At 39.1% G+C, this 16,734-nt stretch carries 16 protein-coding genes; 11 read left to right on the top strand and 5 right to left on the bottom strand.

Annotated features, from left to right (window positions below; translation table 11 throughout):
• Both EGT34_RS09890 and EGT34_RS09885 read right to left on the bottom strand, forming a co-directional pair.
• A complete protein-coding gene (locus EGT34_RS09890) occupies positions 1-891 on the bottom strand; it encodes an SDR family NAD(P)-dependent oxidoreductase (protein ID WP_001035486.1) in 891 nt (296 codons plus the stop codon).
• Between the two features lie 273 nt (positions 892-1,164).
• Positions 1,165-2,442, bottom strand: a complete 1,278-nt coding sequence (locus EGT34_RS09885) for an O-acetylhomoserine aminocarboxypropyltransferase/cysteine synthase family protein (RefSeq protein WP_000221160.1) — start codon at positions 2,440-2,442, stop codon at positions 1,165-1,167.
• 298 nt (positions 2,443-2,740) lie between these two features.
• Here EGT34_RS09885 and ettA point away from each other — a divergent pair, with 298 nt between their 5' ends.
• Positions 2,741-4,402 (top strand): energy-dependent translational throttle protein EttA, encoded by a 1,662-nt coding sequence (ettA, locus tag EGT34_RS09880; RefSeq protein WP_000090021.1) that lies wholly within the window; start codon positions 2,741-2,743, stop codon positions 4,400-4,402.
• Positions 4,403-4,444: 42 nt separating this feature from the next.
• Here ettA and EGT34_RS09875 read toward each other — a convergent pair whose 3' ends face one another.
• Both EGT34_RS09875 and EGT34_RS09870 read right to left on the bottom strand, forming a co-directional pair.
• Positions 4,445-4,825 carry a tetratricopeptide repeat protein gene (locus tag EGT34_RS09875; RefSeq protein WP_001056509.1) on the bottom strand — a complete coding sequence of 127 codons (381 nt, stop codon included), beginning with the start codon at positions 4,823-4,825 and terminating at the stop codon, positions 4,445-4,447.
• A gap of 342 nt (positions 4,826-5,167) precedes the next feature.
• Positions 5,168-5,860, bottom strand: a complete 693-nt coding sequence (locus EGT34_RS09870; protein WP_000278588.1) for a hypothetical protein — start codon at positions 5,858-5,860, stop codon at positions 5,168-5,170.
• A gap of 148 nt (positions 5,861-6,008) precedes the next feature.
• Between EGT34_RS09870 and EGT34_RS09865 the strand changes: the two genes are divergently transcribed.
• From EGT34_RS09865 to EGT34_RS09825, 9 genes are all read left to right on the top strand, one after another.
• Positions 6,009-6,407: a cation efflux protein, CzcI-like gene (locus tag EGT34_RS09865; protein WP_001138088.1), complete on the top strand. Its 399-nt coding sequence runs from the start codon at positions 6,009-6,011 to the stop codon at positions 6,405-6,407.
• Between the two features lie 55 nt (positions 6,408-6,462).
• Positions 6,463-6,657 (top strand): hypothetical protein, encoded by a 195-nt coding sequence (locus EGT34_RS09860; protein WP_000935947.1) that lies wholly within the window; start codon positions 6,463-6,465, stop codon positions 6,655-6,657.
• Positions 6,648-7,265: a methyltransferase family protein gene (locus EGT34_RS09855; protein WP_000425720.1), complete on the top strand. Its 618-nt coding sequence runs from the start codon at positions 6,648-6,650 to the stop codon at positions 7,263-7,265. The genes EGT34_RS09860 and EGT34_RS09855 overlap by 10 nt, the downstream gene beginning before the upstream one ends.
• Before the next feature lie 144 nt (positions 7,266-7,409).
• Entirely contained in the window at positions 7,410-7,583 is a 174-nt protein-coding gene (locus EGT34_RS09850) for a hypothetical protein (RefSeq protein WP_000023573.1), read from the top strand.
• Positions 7,584-7,780: 197 nt separating this feature from the next.
• Positions 7,781-8,173 carry a cation efflux protein, CzcI-like gene (locus EGT34_RS09845; RefSeq protein ID WP_002017259.1) on the top strand — a complete coding sequence of 131 codons (393 nt, stop codon included), beginning with the start codon at positions 7,781-7,783 and terminating at the stop codon, positions 8,171-8,173.
• A gap of 57 nt (positions 8,174-8,230) precedes the next feature.
• Positions 8,231-9,640 (top strand): TolC family protein, encoded by a 1,410-nt coding sequence (locus tag EGT34_RS09840; protein ID WP_000021709.1) that lies wholly within the window; start codon positions 8,231-8,233, stop codon positions 9,638-9,640.
• Positions 9,640-10,848 carry an efflux RND transporter periplasmic adaptor subunit gene (locus EGT34_RS09835; RefSeq protein WP_000111949.1) on the top strand — a complete coding sequence of 403 codons (1,209 nt, stop codon included), beginning with the start codon at positions 9,640-9,642 and terminating at the stop codon, positions 10,846-10,848. The genes EGT34_RS09840 and EGT34_RS09835 overlap by 1 nt, the downstream gene beginning before the upstream one ends.
• Positions 10,838-13,996 (top strand): efflux RND transporter permease subunit, encoded by a 3,159-nt coding sequence (locus EGT34_RS09830; RefSeq protein ID WP_000353977.1) that lies wholly within the window; start codon positions 10,838-10,840, stop codon positions 13,994-13,996. The genes EGT34_RS09835 and EGT34_RS09830 overlap by 11 nt, the downstream gene beginning before the upstream one ends.
• Before the next feature lie 132 nt (positions 13,997-14,128).
• Entirely contained in the window at positions 14,129-15,085 is a 957-nt protein-coding gene (locus EGT34_RS09825) for a cation diffusion facilitator family transporter (RefSeq protein ID WP_000508762.1), read from the top strand.
• An 18-nt stretch (positions 15,086-15,103) separates the two neighbouring features.
• Here EGT34_RS09825 and EGT34_RS09820 read toward each other — a convergent pair whose 3' ends face one another.
• Complete coding sequence (locus EGT34_RS09820; protein WP_001200011.1) at positions 15,104-15,442, bottom strand: hypothetical protein; 339 nt, start codon at positions 15,440-15,442, stop codon at positions 15,104-15,106.
• Between the two features lie 273 nt (positions 15,443-15,715).
• Between EGT34_RS09820 and EGT34_RS09815 the strand changes: the two genes are divergently transcribed.
• The gene (locus tag EGT34_RS09815; RefSeq protein ID WP_000529525.1) at positions 15,716-16,663 is read left to right on the top strand and encodes a hypothetical protein; all 948 of its coding nucleotides are present in this window, start codon (positions 15,716-15,718) and stop codon (positions 16,661-16,663) included.
• The last annotated feature ends 71 nt before the right edge of the window (positions 16,664-16,734 follow it).

Here is a 16,734-nt window from a genome sequence, read left to right as displayed (position 1 = left end):
TTACCAATGCTCACCTGGGAAAATGCGTGCATATGCTTTTTGCACCCAGTTAAGTTTTTCAGCTTTTTTGCCTTTTGCGGCGTCTGAACTTGGAAACAGACGGAAACCAATCGACATAAACATATTGTTAATGCCAGGGGCCACTGAATAGGTCATAGAAGCCAAACGGCCTAAGTTAGTTGCAATACGTTTTGGACGTTTCACAATTGCATAAGCAATTAAATCGGCTGCTTGCTCAGGTGAGAGAGTCGGTACATATTTATAAATCTTGGTCGGCGCAATCATTGGTGTACGCACTAAAGGCATGTAAATTGAAGTGATTGCAATTTTATGTGCATGAACTTCTGCCGATAGACAACGGCTAAATGCATCAAGCGCAGCTTTAGAAGCAACATAAGCCGAGAAGCGGGTTGCATTTGCTAATACACCAATCGAACTAATATTAATAATTTGCCCATCTTTGCGTTGAATCATGTGAGGCAAAATATTGAGTACTAAACGTACAGCGCCAAAGTAGTTTAATTGCATAGTACGTTCAAAGTCGTGGAAACGATCATAAGACTCATGAACAGCACGACGAATAGAGCGACCTGCGTTATTAATTAAAATATCAATATGGTCAACAGAAGCTAAAATCTCTTTAGAAACCTGATCAATCATTTCCATGTCATTCAGATCACATGGGAAAATTGATGCCTGACCGCCACGGCTTTCAATATCTGCTTTGACTTCTTCTAATGTTTCTTGAGTACGGGCAACCAGTAAAACATGCGCACCAGCGTCAGCAAGTTTATTGGAAATCGTTAAACCGATTCCACTTGAGGCGCCTGTCACTAAGATGACTTTACCTTGTACCTTTTCCTGGAACAGAGCTTCTAATTTTTTATTCACAGCATTTTACCTAAGTAGGGGCAGGGGCTATTTATTCCGGTATGTAATTTTTATTTTTACAACCGTTGGTTCATCCTGATGAACTCCTAAATATTGCCTTATCTTAATAGATGTTTAAAAATTGTCTAGTGTGTAAATATATGAAATTTAACAATTTATTTAGAGTAAAAACTCTAAATTATTACCCTAATCCATTAATTATTCTTAATAGTTAAATCACTTAAAAATAAAAAAGCCTCTATATTCCAGAGGCTTGTTAGATGGGTTTAAAATTTATACGGATGAAAGTGCTTGTTCTAAATCGGCAATGAGGTCATCAACATGCTCGATACCAATTGAAAGACGTACCATATCTTCACTTACACCAGCAGCTTTTAGTTCTTGTTCGTTGAGTTGGCGGTGAGTTGTGGTTGCAGGGTGACACGCCAGACTTTTCGCATCACCAATATTCACAAGACGGGTAAATAGCTGAAGGGCATCAATGAAGCGAGTACCGCCTTCACGGCCATCTTGAACCCCAAAAGATAAAATTGCAGAAGGTTTACCTTTTACATATTTTTGCGCAAGTTGATGTTGTGGATGATCTTTTAAGCCTGCGTAATTGACCCATTTTACTTTCGGATGATTTTGCAAATATTCCGCAATTCTTTGTGCATTTTCAGTATGGCGTTCCATCCGTAAATTAAGCGTTTCTAGACCCTGTAAAATTAAGAAAACACTGAGCGGGCTAATAGCTGCGCCTGTATTACGTAATGGTACAACGCGAGCCCTTGCTATATAGGCAGCTTCACCTAATGCCTCTACATAGTTCACACCATGATAGCTTGGGTCTGGCGTGTTCAATACTTTAAAACGCTCCGGATATTTACCCCAAGGAAACTTACCGCTATCGATAATCGCACCACCAATACTATTGCCATGTCCACCAATATATTTAGTCAAAGAATGTATGACGATATCGGCGCCATATTGGAATGGTTTTAATAAAGCAGGGGTAGCGACTGTATTATCAACAACGACAGGTACGCCATATTCATGGGCGATTTTCGAAATTTCTTCTAGATCGATGATATTTCCGAGCGGATTGCCGATTGACTCAACAAAAACAAGTTTAGTTTTATCATCAATTAAGTTACGTAAGCTTTCAGGCTTTTGATAATCAAAAAAGCGAACTTCAATGCCTTGTTTTGGCAGGGTATGAGCAAATAAGTTGTACGTTCCACCATATAAAGTTGAGACTGAGGCAATATTATCTCCAGCTTCTGTAATCGTTTGGACAGCATAGGTAATCGCTGCCATTCCAGAAGCCAAGGCTAAAGCACCAATACCGCCTTCTAACGCAGCAAGGCGCTGCTCAAGTACGGCTGTGGTTGGATTCATAATACGGGTATAGATATTGCCTTGAACTTTTAAATCGAAAAGGTCAGCACCGTGTTGTGTGTTATCAAATGCATACGAAGTTGTTTGATAGATAGGGACTGCAACAGCTTTAGTAGTTGCTTCAGGAGTGTAGCCTGCGTGAATGGCTAAGGTTTCATCTTTATAAGTCATGATTACTTCATCTTCGTGAGTTAAATATTGAGCGAGTCTAGCTTAAAATTTATATAGAAAATTGCAGAAATTCTGGTTTGTTATCCAATTTTAGGAATATAGATAGAAAAATATACGCTGAAACGTTGTATAAATCTTATACGTAAACATTTTGCAACTTATTGAAAAAGAAAATTGTTTGATAAATCCGTACGATGGAAATCATAACTTCAAGTCATTAGTGTTTTCATCGTATAATACGCGCGATTATTTTTGTCGCGTCTTGCGATGTATTGGTTTTTCAATTGAGGAGTCCTGCGTGGCCCAATATATTTATACGATGAACCGAGTGTCTAAGATGGTTCCGCCAAAGCGCGAAATCTTAAAAGACATCTCTTTATCATTTTTCCCGGGTGCCAAAATTGGTGTTCTCGGTTTGAACGGTGCGGGTAAGTCTACCTTGCTTCGTATTATGGCTGGCGTAGATAAAGATTTCTCTGGTGAAGCTCGTGCACAACCTGGAATTAAAATCGGCTATTTAGAGCAAGAACCGCCACTTGATCCGACTAAAGACGTTCGTGGTAACGTTGAAGATGGTGTGCGTGAAGCTTTAGATGCTTTAGAGCGTCTTGATCAGGTATTTGCAGAATATGCAGACCCAGATGCTGATTTTGATGCGCTTGCAAAAGAGCAGGAAAAATTAGAATCAATTATCCATGCTTGGGATGCACATAACCTAAACAACCAGCTTGAAATCGCGGCAGATGCCTTGAACCTTCCAGCTTGGGATGCAGATGTAACTAAGCTTTCTGGTGGTGAACGCCGTCGTGTAGCACTTTGCCGTTTATTGCTCTCTAAACCAGATATGTTGCTTCTTGACGAACCAACGAACCATTTGGATGCCGAGTCTGTATCTTGGTTAGAGCGTTTCTTAAAAGATTTCCCTGGCACAATCGTGGCGATTACGCACGACCGTTATTTCTTAGATAATGTTGCCGAGTGGATCTTGGAGCTTGACCGTGGACACGGTATTCCTTATCAAGGTAACTATACTTCTTGGTTGGAGCAAAAAAATGCTCGTTTAGAACAAGAGCAGAAACAAGAAGAATCTTTTGCTAAAGCATTGAAAAAAGAACTTGAATGGGTTCGTCAAAATGCGAAAGGTCAGCAAAAGAAAAACAAAGCGCGTATGGAGCGTTTTGAAGAGCTTAACTCACGCGAATTCCAACAGCGTAATGAGACCTCTGAAATCTATATTCCACCTGGTCCACGTTTAGGTAACAAAGTTGTTGAAGTAGAAAATATCAGCAAGTCATTTGGTGATCGTTTACTTTACGAAAACTTGTCATTTACCGTACCACCAGCAGCGATTGTAGGTATTGTTGGTCCTAACGGTGCCGGTAAAACGACTTTATTCCGTATGATGACAGGTGAGCAAAAACCTGACACTGGTACTGTAACACTTGGTGATTCGGTTAAAGTTGCTTATGTTGGTCAGATTCGTGACACTTTAGATGATAACAAAACGGTTTGGGAAGAAGTTTCTGGCGGTTTAGACATCTTGAAAGTGGGCGATTATGAAATTGCATCACGTGCTTATATTGGTCGTTTTAACTTTAAAGGCCAAGATCAGCAAAAACGCGTAGGTGAATTGTCAGGTGGTGAGCGTAACCGTTTACAACTTGCGAAAATTTTACAGCAAGGTGCAAACGTTATCTTACTGGATGAGCCATCAAACGACTTGGACGTAGAAACTTTACGTGCACTTGAAGATGCAATTTTGGTATTCCCGGGTACAGTAATGGTTGTATCGCATGACCGTTGGTTCCTTGACCGTATTGCGACTCATATCTTGTCATTTGAAGATGAACAACCAGAGTTCTATACAGGTAACTATACCGAGTTTGAAGCTTATCGCCGTGCTAAGCTAGGTGATGACGCTCAGCCTCATCGCAAGAAATACAAAAAAATTAGCGGTTAATTACTGCTAAATTTAAAAACCAGCCTAAGGGCTGGTTTTTTGTTAGAAGGCAAGTTTACTAAAAGCTTCTTGTAAGCAACGTTCAGCATCAGGATGTCCCTGACTTGCTGCTTTGTTTAACCACTTTTCAGCTTCAGTGTAGTTTTTATCTAAACCAAATTGACCATTTAAATAGCCAATACCAAGTTTAAAGGAAGCGTCAGCATTACCTCTTAAAGCTGCACGGAGGTAGCACCACATCGCATTGCGGTCATTTGGGGTAATATCTAACCAATTCTGCATACGTTCATGATCTTGTATGGCTAACTCTTCAAAGCGTAAGCCTTGTTCAATTTCATCCTCAGCTTGTGAATGCATATCGGCTGGTAAGTTTTCAAAGGCAAACAAGTGATTAAGCCCATGCTTGATTGTTTTCATATTCATGACAGTCTCCCCTTGTTCCTCAATTTGATTGAATTGACTCACACTTTTAAGCTAGTCCCTTATATGAAAATCTTATGTTATTTTTTGTAAATCTGATATAGCGCATTTGGATGAAAAATGATGAAGTTTTAGCTTACATAAAAGTTACACATGTTTTTACGCTTAGCGAAACTTCTATAAAAGTATTGGTATACAAACGTGAAAATAGAATTTAAAAAGTTTAAGAACAAATGATTATTCAAAATAAAAAAATTGAGAAAATTTATAAATATCAAACAAAAGAAATTTTCTTAAACAAAACCAGTCTAAGGGCTGGTTTTGTTTTTAGATTAGTAAGGGTGCTTATTTAGTAAAGTCACCTCGTAAATCTGACAAGATGAGAGAAGGAGCTACCGTCACTATATCAAATGCCATCGCTAAAGGATAAAGCGCCATACGCGTTACACGTTTAAACGGATGTTTCTTGGTTATTTCATCTTTTTGTTGTAAGGCGATTGGATATGGAGTTGGAATCGTTTGTTGAACTTTTAAAGTAGGACTGGTTTGATAAATTTGGCCTTTAAAACGAATAATAGCGTAGGGATATAAAAGCTGTGTTTGGTTCTCCATAACCATAAAATGATTTTTAAACCCTAAATTTTTTAAATTTTCTTTCTGTTGATCAGAAAGTTTTGAAGCGGGAATATTGTATTGAAACTTGAGTTCACCATGAAAATGCGTAGGGTCATCCATTTCAAGTAGCAGAGGAGATGGAATAATTAAAGTTCTTTGATTTACAGGAATATTTTTAATGATATTTAAAAATTCCGAACTTCCTTCCGTCATTAAATAATTAAAGTCTTGTCCTATAAATACGACGCCTTGTTCTTGCTGGTTTTTAATGGCTTGCCCCAGTACAATAATTTGATCTGTCTTTAAAATAGTTGTTTGGACCTCAGTCGTCTCATTCGGAAGGGCAGTCGATAAAATAGAAGTTGCACATCCACTTAAGCCAAGACAAGTTACTAGTAGGCAAGTGGTCAATGTTTTATACATGAACATTACTCTTAAAAATTATTTTTAAAAAACTTAGGAAACATCTGGGTTAAGAATGGAACCCATAAATCAACGTTTTGTAATTTTATTACATGTAGCTCGCCTGCTATAGTTGCTTCGTGCAATTTCTAACAGCCATGGTGTACTGTTGCCACGTTCTGCAATTTTCACGTCCGTCTTATTCTGTTTGCTTATATTCCAGAGTTTATGGAATATAGCAGCGGCTTTTTGCGCGCATGAAAATCAAGAAAAAGCACTACATCATTTTGGTCATCATGCAGCTTTAAATGTATATCAAACGTCTTCTCATACCCATGTTGAACATACTGAGACTTTAGATGCTGCTCATAAAGCACCTTTAAACTTACAAGACCATCATGATCATTTACCGACATGTTTTCATGTCGTCATGACAGAAGTTGCAAAACAAGCTCAAACCCCTGTTTTACATGTGCATGAACTTTCACAAATTTATCATTGGTCCAATTCTTACCAGTCTCCACATCTTAGTGCCTTAAAACCGCCTCCTGTTTTAACCCCGCTATAGGTGGGGTAGCCAAAAAAAGCCCACCAGAAATTTATTTATTTCAAAGGGTTATTTTATGCTTAATTATATGTGCAAACAAAGCGCAGCAATCTTCTATGTAGATTACTCGCTTAAACATTCACGTCTTTATGTTAATGACAAGGCGGGATATAAGGTTCTGTCAAATTTTTCCGGAACACAAAAATATCATTTTAATGAATCGGTTATCTTATCTCTGATGATTCACAGTGATGGAGGTTTATGGAAATGAATATTTTATTTACCCCCCGTGTTAGAACTGTGAGCTCCCGAGTGATTGGGCTGATTTTAGCTATTATTCTTGCTTTAAGTTTTAGTAAATGGCATTTCCAGGCGGCATTTATAGAACATATTTTATGGTTCTTTGGATGGTTTTTTGTGGGCATAGGAGTAATGGGAAGAATATGGTGCAGTCTTTACATTTCCGGATTTAAGAATGCTAAGTTGGTGACAGACGGTCCCTATTCTTTATGTAGAAATCCACTCTATCTGTTTAGTTATCTGGGTGGAGTCGGGATCATGTTGATTACAGAGACGTTTATCTTTCCAATAGTATTCACGCTTTATTTTCTCTGTTACTACCATTTTGTTATACGCCAAGAAGAAGCATTCCTAAGTGAAAAATATGGAACTGCATATTCAGATTATATAAAGACAATTCCACGCTTTTTACCAAGTTTCAAAAATTTTAAAGAGCCTGAGTTCTATCAGGTTTCACCGAAGCATTTCCGTATTTTTTTGACGCAGGTGGTGTGGTTTATCTGGGTTGCGGCCTTAGTCCAACTTTTTGATGAGTTGCGACTGCACGGTGTTCTCCCTTCATTGTTTAGTTGGTTCTAAAAATGAAATGAAAGTATATCCGCATGCTTCTTAGAGACTCAGAAGATTTGTCCTGAATTGATTAACTAAGGTATGCGAAAAATTAATTTTATTTCTGGGATAAGTCCTTAAATAAATTAGGAATATTTAGATCTGGTGATTATTATGTCTATTAAACTAAATACAAAATCGGCTTTGATGGTTTTACTTCTTTCAACAAGTTTGGCTCATGCTGATGGAGGGTTAATATTCCTCGAAAAGAATCTTAAGTCTCAGCAAGAAACAAAAGCTAAAGCTGAAGAAGGTAAGAAGCCTCATTTAACTTGTAAGCATAAATAATTTTTTTTGTAGGAAACTAATTACTTAATAATTAGTTTCCTATGAGTAAAGATAAAGATTCTTAATGATTTATTCTTATCTTTACTCAGGCGAGATTAGAATCGCTTCTATACTGCTACTTATTAGATGTAATTTTATTACATGCCCACGGCCTGCTATAGTGGCTTTGCTCAACTTCTTAGTTTAATGGTGTGCTGTTGCCACGTTCTGCACTTTTCATGTCCGTCTTATTCTGTTTGCTTATATTCCAAAGTTTATGGAATGTGGCAGCGGCATTTTGCGCCCATGAAAATCAGGAAAAGGCATTACATCATTTTGGTCATCATGCAGCGTTGAGTTATGAAGCTTCACAGCATAGCCATACGGAAAAGACAGATATCGCGGGGACTCATAAAGCTCCGTTAAACTTGTCCGATCATCATGACCATTTACCTTCATGTTTTCATGTTGTGATTGTAGAAGCACAAGAAAAAATTGTTTCACCGTTAATACAGTCATCTGAGCCAAAACAACAATATTATTGGTCTAATTCTTATAAGTCCCCTCATATCTCTAAACAAGACCCGCCTCCTGTTTTAACCCTGCTATAGGTGGGGTAGCCGAAAAATAACCCACCAGAAATATTATTTATTTCATAGGGTTATTTTATGTCTATTTTTTTATACAAAAAAAGTTTCGTTAGTCTGAGTACGTCTTGGGTACTTAAATCATTAGTTGTTGCTGTTGCACTTTCAACTGGTGTCGTAACAAACGCAGCCAGTTCAAATCAGAACCTTGCTGAGAATACACAACTACAGCGTGTACAGAATGTTTTAACTTTTGAACAGGTGCTCGATCAGGTTAAGCAGTTTCAGACTCAAACAGGAATTTGGCAAACTCAACAAGATATCGCCGAGAGCAATATCAAACAGAGCCAGCTATGGGAAAATCCGACGGTTTCTGTACAGCAAACGGGTTTTAAATCTGGAAAAGATCAGGAATTAGAACTTGGGATCTCGCAAAAACTAGATATTTTTGGTGTACGTTCCGCAGCAAAAAAACTAGCAAGTGTTCAGCAAAATCAAGTTGAGTTAAATCAGGTTTTATATGAGGCTCAACTGAAGCTGGCGGTAAAATATTTATGGTCACAAGTATCTATTTTAGAGCTTGAACATGAAGTTGCTAAAGCCCAGTTAAGAACGAGTAAGAACCTTTTAGATGCTACCCGCTTACGCTTTCAGGCAGGCAGTATTGCTCAGGTTGATTTAGATCGAACTCTCATGACGCATGTTGAAAATCAGCGTTTATATCAGGAAGTTGAATTATCACTGAGTAGTGCTAAAAGAAAATTGGCTAACTTATGGGGTGAGACAGAAGATAACTTCACGTTACGTCCAGATATAAAAAGTACGTGGCCTTTAAAAAATGAAAGTGATATCGACCAATATTTGAAACAGAATTTGTTAGAACAGTCCCTACGGCTTCAAGCAATACAACAAAATTCTGAAATTAATTATTTAAAGGCAAAAAATCGGCCTACGCCTACTGTAAATATGGGCGTGGTTCGTAGTAAAACCGCAGAAACGAGCAGTACCGAAAATCAGATCCGAGTAGGTATAGCGGTTCCTTTAAACATTTTTAATCGCCAGCAATATGCCCTAAAAGTTGCTCAAAGCAAACTCGATTTAATTGACCAGCAGCAAAGCTTTTATAAAAAGCAAAGCGAGAATTCTATTCGTACTCTACAGTACGAGTTAGCGGGTTTAAAGCAGCAATATAATTTAATGAATGAGCAGCAAATCCCTTTATCAGAGACGGTACAAGAGAAAATGCTGCTTGGCTTTAAAGTCGGTAAATTTGCAATTACCGATGTTCAGCAATCTACCCTTCAATTACAAGAACAACGCTTGAAAAAAGTTCAACTTCTTAAATCTGCTTGGCAAAAAGCAATTGAGGCAGAAAGTTTAGCTCTCGGGATCGATCCAAATATGGTGATGTCTGGAGATGCATTAAATCAAATTAATCAAAATTTATGGCAAGACACCTATCAGTTGCCGACAGTTGGAGGGGCAGAGTAATGTCAGTTAAAAAAATGAAAAACCAATGGCTTATTGCTATTTTGCTGCTGATTGTCTGCCTTGCTTTAAGTGCTTGGTTATTTTTCTCTGGAAAAAAACAGCCTAATACTGAGAAAAGTGAAGAAGCGCATGCAGAGGGTGAAGCTGGTCATGAAGAATCTGAAAAAGAGGAAGGCAGTTTAAACTTAACTTCTAAGCAACTGGTTGAATATGGAGTGAAGTTAGAGCAAGTAGGACGTGGAGAAGTTGAGCAGAATCTCTCGTATCCTGCCAAACTTGTTGTAAATACAGACCAGCAAGCACATGTCTCTTCAACTTTTTCTGCGCGTGTAGATAGTGTAAATGTTGCGTTGGGACAACAAGTTGAAAAGGGTCAGGCGCTTGCGACTTTATTTGTACCTGATTTAGTCGATCAACAAGCTAACTTAAGCATGGCACAAGAAGCACTGACATTAGCCCAGCAAGATTATCAACGTGAAAAACAATTGTGGGAACAAGGGGTTTCAGCACGTCAAGATTACCAGCGCGCTTACAATGCTTATCGTCAGGCGCAGATTCAAGTGCAGGCTGCAAATAGCCGTTTATCTGCATTGGGAGCAAATCGCTCAAGTAAAGGTCGATATGTTTTAACTGCACCTTTAAGTGGTGTAATCAGTAGTAAAGATATTGTCATTGGTGAGCAAATTGGTCCTGAAAAACAGTTATTTGTTATTGATCGCCTAGATCAGTTATGGATTGAATTTGTGCTACCAAGTGCAAATACTAATATTCAGCCTAATCAGGAAATTGAATTTAAATCACTGCAAACGAATAATATTTTTAAAGCACAGGTACAAAGTTTAACTTCAGAAGCAGATACTCAAACTGGTCGTCTACAGGTTCGTGCCAAGGTACTCACACCTTCAAAAGAATTACGCCCTAACTTAATGGTCAATGTGTTACTGAAACAAAATAATGCAGCGACTGTATTACGAGTTAATAAGACAGCGATACAACAGATTGATGGAAAGAATGTCGTCTTTATTGCAAAACAGGAGAAGGACAAAATTCATTTTGCTCCTGTTGCGGTAGAGTTAGGCAATTATTCTTCAGATGCACAATGGGTAGAGGTTAAATCTGGAATTACTGAAAAGCAGCAATATGTGACTCAAGGTAGTTTCTTGCTCAAGTCCGAACTTGAAAAAGGGGAGGCAGAGCATGGACATTAATAAACCTGATTTGCCAAAGGCTGAAGGTTTGTTTGATCGAATTATTCAGTTTTCAATTAACAACGCCATTTGGGTCATGATGTTTGTTATTGCTTGGATTGGTGTCGGAATTTATAGCTATCAAAAACTTTCAATTGATGCTGTGCCTGATATCACCAATGTACAGGTACAAATCAATAGTCAGGCCAATGGTTTTACAGCACCAGAAGTTGAGCAAAGGATTACTTATCCGATTGAAAATGCCATGTCTGGTATTCCAAATCTGGAACAGACTCGTTCAATTTCCAGATATGGTCTTTCTCAGGTCACGATTATCTTTAAAGATGGTACTGACATTTACTGGGCAAGACAGCTGATTAACCAACGTTTACAAGAAGCTAAGAGTGCTTTACCAGATAGCATTGATCCGCAAATGTCTCCAATTTCGACTGGACTCGGTGAGATTTATCAATGGGTGGTAAAAGCAGAGCCAAATGCTAAAAAAGCAGATGGCTCAGCTTATAGCGCGATGGACCTGCGTGAAATTCAAGACTGGATTATTCGGCCCCAGTTACAACGTGTACAAGGGGTAGCCGAGGTTAATAGCATTGGTGGATATAATAAAACCTATGTGGTCTCTCCAGATCTGACACGGTTACAGCAGTTGCAGATTCCACTTACCGACTTACAGGATGCGCTTCAAAATAATAATGAAAACCGTGGTGCCGGATTTATTGAAGAGAACGGCCAGCAACTCACCGTTCGTGTTCCCGGCATGCTGATGTCAATACAAGATATCCAGAATGTTACGGTCGCCACTAAAAACGGTTTACCTATACGGGTTGCCGATGTAGCGTCAGTATCGATTGGTCATGATTTGCGTACAGGTGGTGCTACCTATAATGGACAGGAAACTGTTTTAGGTATCGCCATGATGATGATGGGTGAAAACAGTAAAACTATTGCTAAGGCGATTGACGATAAAGTTCAGGAAATTCAAAGATCACTCCCTCAGGGCGTGGTGATTGAAACAGTCTATGATCGTAGTAGCCTCGTAGATAAAGCGATTAAAACAGTAGCTAAAAATTTGATTGAAGGGGCGATTTTAGTCATCGTTATCCTTTTTATTTTTTTAGGGAACTTTCGCGCCGCTTTAATCACTGCTTGTATTATCCCATTGGCAATGCTTTTTACCTTAACAGGTATGGCGGAACAAAAAATCAGTGCCAACCTGATGAGTCTGGGCGCTTTGGACTTCGGGATCATTGTTGATGGGGCCGTTGTTATTGTTGAAAACTGTATTCGGCGTTTAGCTGAAGCGCAGCATTTAAAAGGTCGTTTATTAACACGTTCAGAGCGTTTCACAGAGGTTTTTCTCGCAGCTAAACAGGCACGACGCCCATTAATCTTTGGTCAGATCATCATTATGGTCGTGTACCTACCAATTTTTGCTTTAGCAGGCGTTGAAGCAAAGATGTTTCATCCTATGGCAATGACCGTTGTCCTAGCATTATTGGGAGCAATTATTTTATCTGTGACCTTTGTCCCGGCAGCAGTAGCTCTGTTTATTACGTGTGAAGTGAAGGAAAAAGAAAGCCGCTGGATGATGACGCTGAAAAAAGGTTATGCAGGCTTACTCGATAAAGCATATGCCTTTCGATATGTTGTTGTCACAGCAGCGGTCAGCATCTTAATTTTGACAAGTGCTATTGCAACAAGAGTGGGGAGTGAGTTCGCCCCTCAACTCAGTGAGGGTGATTTTGCATTACAACTCATGCGTGCACCGAGCACAGGCATAGAAGAGTCGCTTAAGATTCAAGAGAATGTAGAAAAGCAGTTACTGAAAGCTTTCCCTGAAATTAAAGCCATTTTTGCAAGAACAGGAACAGCCGAGGTTGCTACCGATGTCATGCCTCCAAATATTTCCGATGGTATTGTTCTATTAAAACCACATGATCAATGGCCAAACCCTAAAGAAACGATAGATGAATTGCGTACCAGAATGCTGCAATTCGTGAATCAGATTCCTGGTAATAACAGTGAATTCTCGCAACCGATTGAACTACGTTTTAATGAACTCATTTCAGGCGTCCGTAGTGATATCGGGGTGAAAGTTTTTGGGGATGATATGCAAGTCCTCAATCAGGAAGCGGAAAAAATAGCCCAACAGCTACGTAGTATTCCAGGTGCCAGTGAAGTCAAAGTCGAACAGACTGATGGTTTGCCATTACTTAATGTAGATGTTAATCATGCACTAGCTGCTCAATATGGATTATCAGTCAAGTCTATTCAGGATATTGTCGCTGCGAGTATTGGAGGACAGAGTGTAGGGCAAATTTTACAGGGCGATAGACGTTTCGATTTCGTGATTCGCTTACAGGAAAACATGCGTACGCCTCAGCAGCTAGCACAATTACCGATTCGCTTACCAAACGGCGGTCTGATCCAGTTACAAGACGTTGCCAAGGTTGAGAATATTCTGGGCCTTGCTCAAGTGAGCCGTGAAAATGGCAAACGCCGAGTGATTGTGACGGCAAATGTGCGTGATCGTGACCTTGGGTCTTTTGTACAAGAGATGCAAAGCAAACTGGCGCAGCAAAAGCTACCTAGCGGTTATTGGTTAGGCTATGGAGGGCAATTTGAGAATCTTGCTTCTGCCACTGCAAGAATGCAAATCGTTGTGCCGATGGCGCTCATCATGATCTTTGTATTGCTGATGGCGGTATTTAGTAACTTTAAAGACAGTTTACTTGTATTTAGCGGGGTTCCTTTCGCTTTGTCTGGCGGATTAGTGGCTTTGTGGCTGAGAGATATTCCGCTTTCTATGTCTGCTGGAGTCGGGTTTATCGCTTTATCAGGTGTTGCGGTATTGAATGGTTTGGTCATGCTCACATTCATTAAAGAGCTAAGAGCAACCCTAGATGTTCATGCTGCAACTTGGAAAGGTGCTGTACTGCGACTACGCCCTGTATTAATGACGGCATTTGTTGCTTCACTTGGTTTTATTCCAATGGCTTTGGCAACTGGAACTGGTGCAGAAGTTCAGCGGCCTTTGGCAACAGTGGTTATTGGTGGCATTATTTCATCTACGATATTAACTTTGGTTTTATTACCGGTCATTTATCGATGGATGAATGAAGACAAGACGAAAAGTGTTGAGCATTCATAATGTCATCGATTTGAGATATCTTTTTTGATTACAAAATTTAAGTCGAAAAAGTGTTTGTAAGAGTTAAAGGTAAAGATGTCTTCATCGTTACTTTTAACTCACCATAAAGATAAATAAAAAGGAGTCCGCAAAATGGGTGGACATCATGGTCATGACCATAGTCATGCTGTAGTGACTGAAGGTAATGCTAAAAAATTAACGATTGCCTTGGCGCTTACCACGACATTCTTAATTGTTGAGGTGATTGCAGGTTTAATCACACAAAGTTTGGCATTGCTCTCTGACGCTGCACATATGTTTACAGATGCAGCTGCTTTAGCCATTGCTTTGGTTGCCATACAGATTTCTAAACGTCCTGCCGATAATAAACGTACTTTCGGTTATCAGCGCTTTGAAATTCTGGCCGCTTTATTTAATGCACTTATGCTTTTTGTGGTGGCAATTTATATTTTATATGAAGCCTATATCCGCTTTTCGCAGCCACCTGAAATTCAAAGTGTAGGTATGCTCATTGTGGCGACCATTGGTTTGGTAATAAACCTCATCTCAATGAAAATTCTTATGTCGAGTGCCAATAACAGCTTAAATGTGAAAGGTGCTTATCTAGAAGTATTGAGTGATGCACTAGGCTCAGTTGGCGTTATTATTGGTGCAATTATTATTTACTTCACTAATTGGTACTGGATTGACACGCTTATTGCGGTACTGATTGGATTTTGGGTATTGCCAAGAACATGGGTTTTACTTAAACAAAGTATTAATATTTTGCTCGAAGGTGTACCCGAAGAAGTCGATATTGAAAAGCTACGTGCAGATTTACTTTCATTAAATGGTGTGGAGAGTATTCACCAACTCAAAGTCTGGGCAATTACGTCTAAAAATATCCATTTAACCGTGCACTTATTTGCGCCTGAAGCTGACCGTAATAAGCTCTATCAAGATGCAGTTGAAATGCTTTCTCATGAGCATGGTATTGGTGAAGTGACATTGCAAATTGAAGATGATGCTGAGATCAACTGTCAGCATATTGCTCAACATGCTTCACACGAACATAACGATAATGACAAGACGCATTCACATCAGCATTAAGCTGATGTGAATATAGTTTTAAATTTCCCACTCATGATTGCAGTCACGACATTTCCAATGTTTTTGTGACTGCATAAATGCTTGCATAGACAATTTAAAATCAGGCAGATCGCGCCAGAACATAAAACCTGCACCTACAGTAACCACAAATGCAACTACTGTTGCAATTTGAAGAGAGCTGCCTGCACCATTGCCAAAAATCCACATAAAAATACTAATCACAACCAAGAGTAAAAGTACAAAAATGGCAGGAACTAAAATCACTAAGCTTTTAGGCACAACAGGTTTAGCACTATTAACACCTTGGCTCACCGGCATAATTTTAACACTTTGACATTGAGGGCAACGATATTGCATGACAGCTCCACATTAAGTTTGAATCTATTCTAACGGAAATACAAAGAAAGAAAAAAATTTGTAGCTGATTAAAAAGTTGAGGTGAATATCCGATATAAAATACTTTTTTGAAACAAGGATATATAAAAAAACGATGATTTATGCGTACACATAAAAATTAAAATAATACTGTAGAGCATGCTAATCTAGATAAAAACCAAGTGTGTCCAACACTGGAAATGAGCTGAAATGCTCATTAATAGGATGTGAAAGAAATATAAAAAGGAGAGGGACTTGGGTCAAGAAGATGACAATAAGTCGAAGCCTACAACGACATCAACAGTTTCAGGGAATCCTGACCCTATAAAACTGTCATTCTCACGCCGTTTGCTGCATAAAACATTACAGCATGCACAAGATGCCGTCGGGTTTGCTAGTGATACTACACGTAATCTTGCTGAAGTTGCTGATGCAGCCCTAGATGCTTTAGATCAAGTGACCTCTCATACAAAGCGTGGAGTGGTGGGCATGACCAATCTGGCAGCAGGGACTGTCAGAGATATGGTGTCTGAAACAAGTGAAACTGCAAGACAGGTTGCCTTAATCATGGCACGTACTTTTCTAGGTAAAAGTACCTTGAATTTGTATTTGCCTGAAATGCTATTAAACAGTCAAATTCGTAAACGCATAGATCGTTCTGAAATTGATGATATTAAAGTTCAATGTGGCAATGATCGGTTTCAGGTTGAAATCGATGGACACTATCACCGTTTCCTATATCGCCTAAGTTTAGATTTTCGAGTATTGGAATGCCGCATTGGACAAGAAAAGTTCTTGCGCTTACGCCAAATGGATGAAAGTCTGGATGTGCAAATACGTCATGGTGGAACATTATCGAATTGGGCTGTTCGCCGTATTGGTCGAGTAGGTTTTGAAGTGATTAATATGTTGCCTATTCCATCGCTGATTAATCATTTGATTCGTGATATTCCGGGTATTCAGCGTGATGGTCATCGCATGTGGTTCATTGACCTTGAGCAAGCGGGTTTTATTGATTTCATTAATAACCGTTCATGGATGGTAGAAAAACTTTTAAATTTAACCGACTTTAGTATTCTACCGGGACTCAATATTTTAAGAGAAAGTCGTGAGCTTGTGCAGCAACTGGTAGATCAGTTCGAAATAAAAGGACTACGTGTTCAATCAGGCCGTCTGGAAGTTCAAGTTGGAATCGCAAATTAAATAAGTATGATGGGAAGCTGGTTTATGATCAGCTTTTTTATTGTCTAGATAAGAAAAAAGCCACTGTCGTT

The sequence above is a fragment of the Acinetobacter sp. FDAARGOS_558 genome, assembly GCF_003937785.1.
Lineage (GTDB): Bacteria > Pseudomonadota > Gammaproteobacteria > Pseudomonadales > Moraxellaceae > Acinetobacter > Acinetobacter baumannii.
Note: the sequence above shows the minus strand (reverse complement) of the source record. Positions and strands in the feature narration are given on the sequence as shown.

Excerpts from the sequence above, each read along its gene's own strand:
- EGT34_RS09840 (WP_000021709.1), top strand. The coding sequence starts at position 8,231 with ATGTCTATTTTTTTATACAAAAAAAGTTTCGTTAGTCTGAGTACGTCT.
- EGT34_RS09825 (WP_000508762.1), top strand. The coding sequence starts at position 14,129 with ATGGGTGGACATCATGGTCATGACCATAGTCATGCTGTAGTGACTGAA.
- EGT34_RS09830 (WP_000353977.1), top strand. The coding sequence starts at position 10,838 with ATGGACATTAATAAACCTGATTTGCCAAAGGCTGAAGGTTTGTTTGAT.
- EGT34_RS09855 (WP_000425720.1), top strand. The coding sequence starts at position 6,648 with ATGGAAATGAATATTTTATTTACCCCCCGTGTTAGAACTGTGAGCTCC.
- EGT34_RS09885 (WP_000221160.1), bottom strand. The coding sequence starts at position 2,442 with ATGACTTATAAAGATGAAACCTTAGCCATTCACGCAGGCTACACTCCT.
- EGT34_RS09835 (WP_000111949.1), top strand. The coding sequence starts at position 9,640 with ATGTCAGTTAAAAAAATGAAAAACCAATGGCTTATTGCTATTTTGCTG.
- EGT34_RS09870 (WP_000278588.1), bottom strand. The coding sequence starts at position 5,860 with ATGTATAAAACATTGACCACTTGCCTACTAGTAACTTGTCTTGGCTTA.
- EGT34_RS09820 (WP_001200011.1), bottom strand. The coding sequence starts at position 15,442 with ATGCAATATCGTTGCCCTCAATGTCAAAGTGTTAAAATTATGCCGGTG.
- EGT34_RS09850 (WP_000023573.1), top strand. The coding sequence starts at position 7,410 with ATGTCTATTAAACTAAATACAAAATCGGCTTTGATGGTTTTACTTCTT.
- EGT34_RS09860 (WP_000935947.1), top strand. The coding sequence starts at position 6,463 with ATGCTTAATTATATGTGCAAACAAAGCGCAGCAATCTTCTATGTAGAT.
- EGT34_RS09875 (WP_001056509.1), bottom strand. The coding sequence starts at position 4,825 with ATGAATATGAAAACAATCAAGCATGGGCTTAATCACTTGTTTGCCTTT.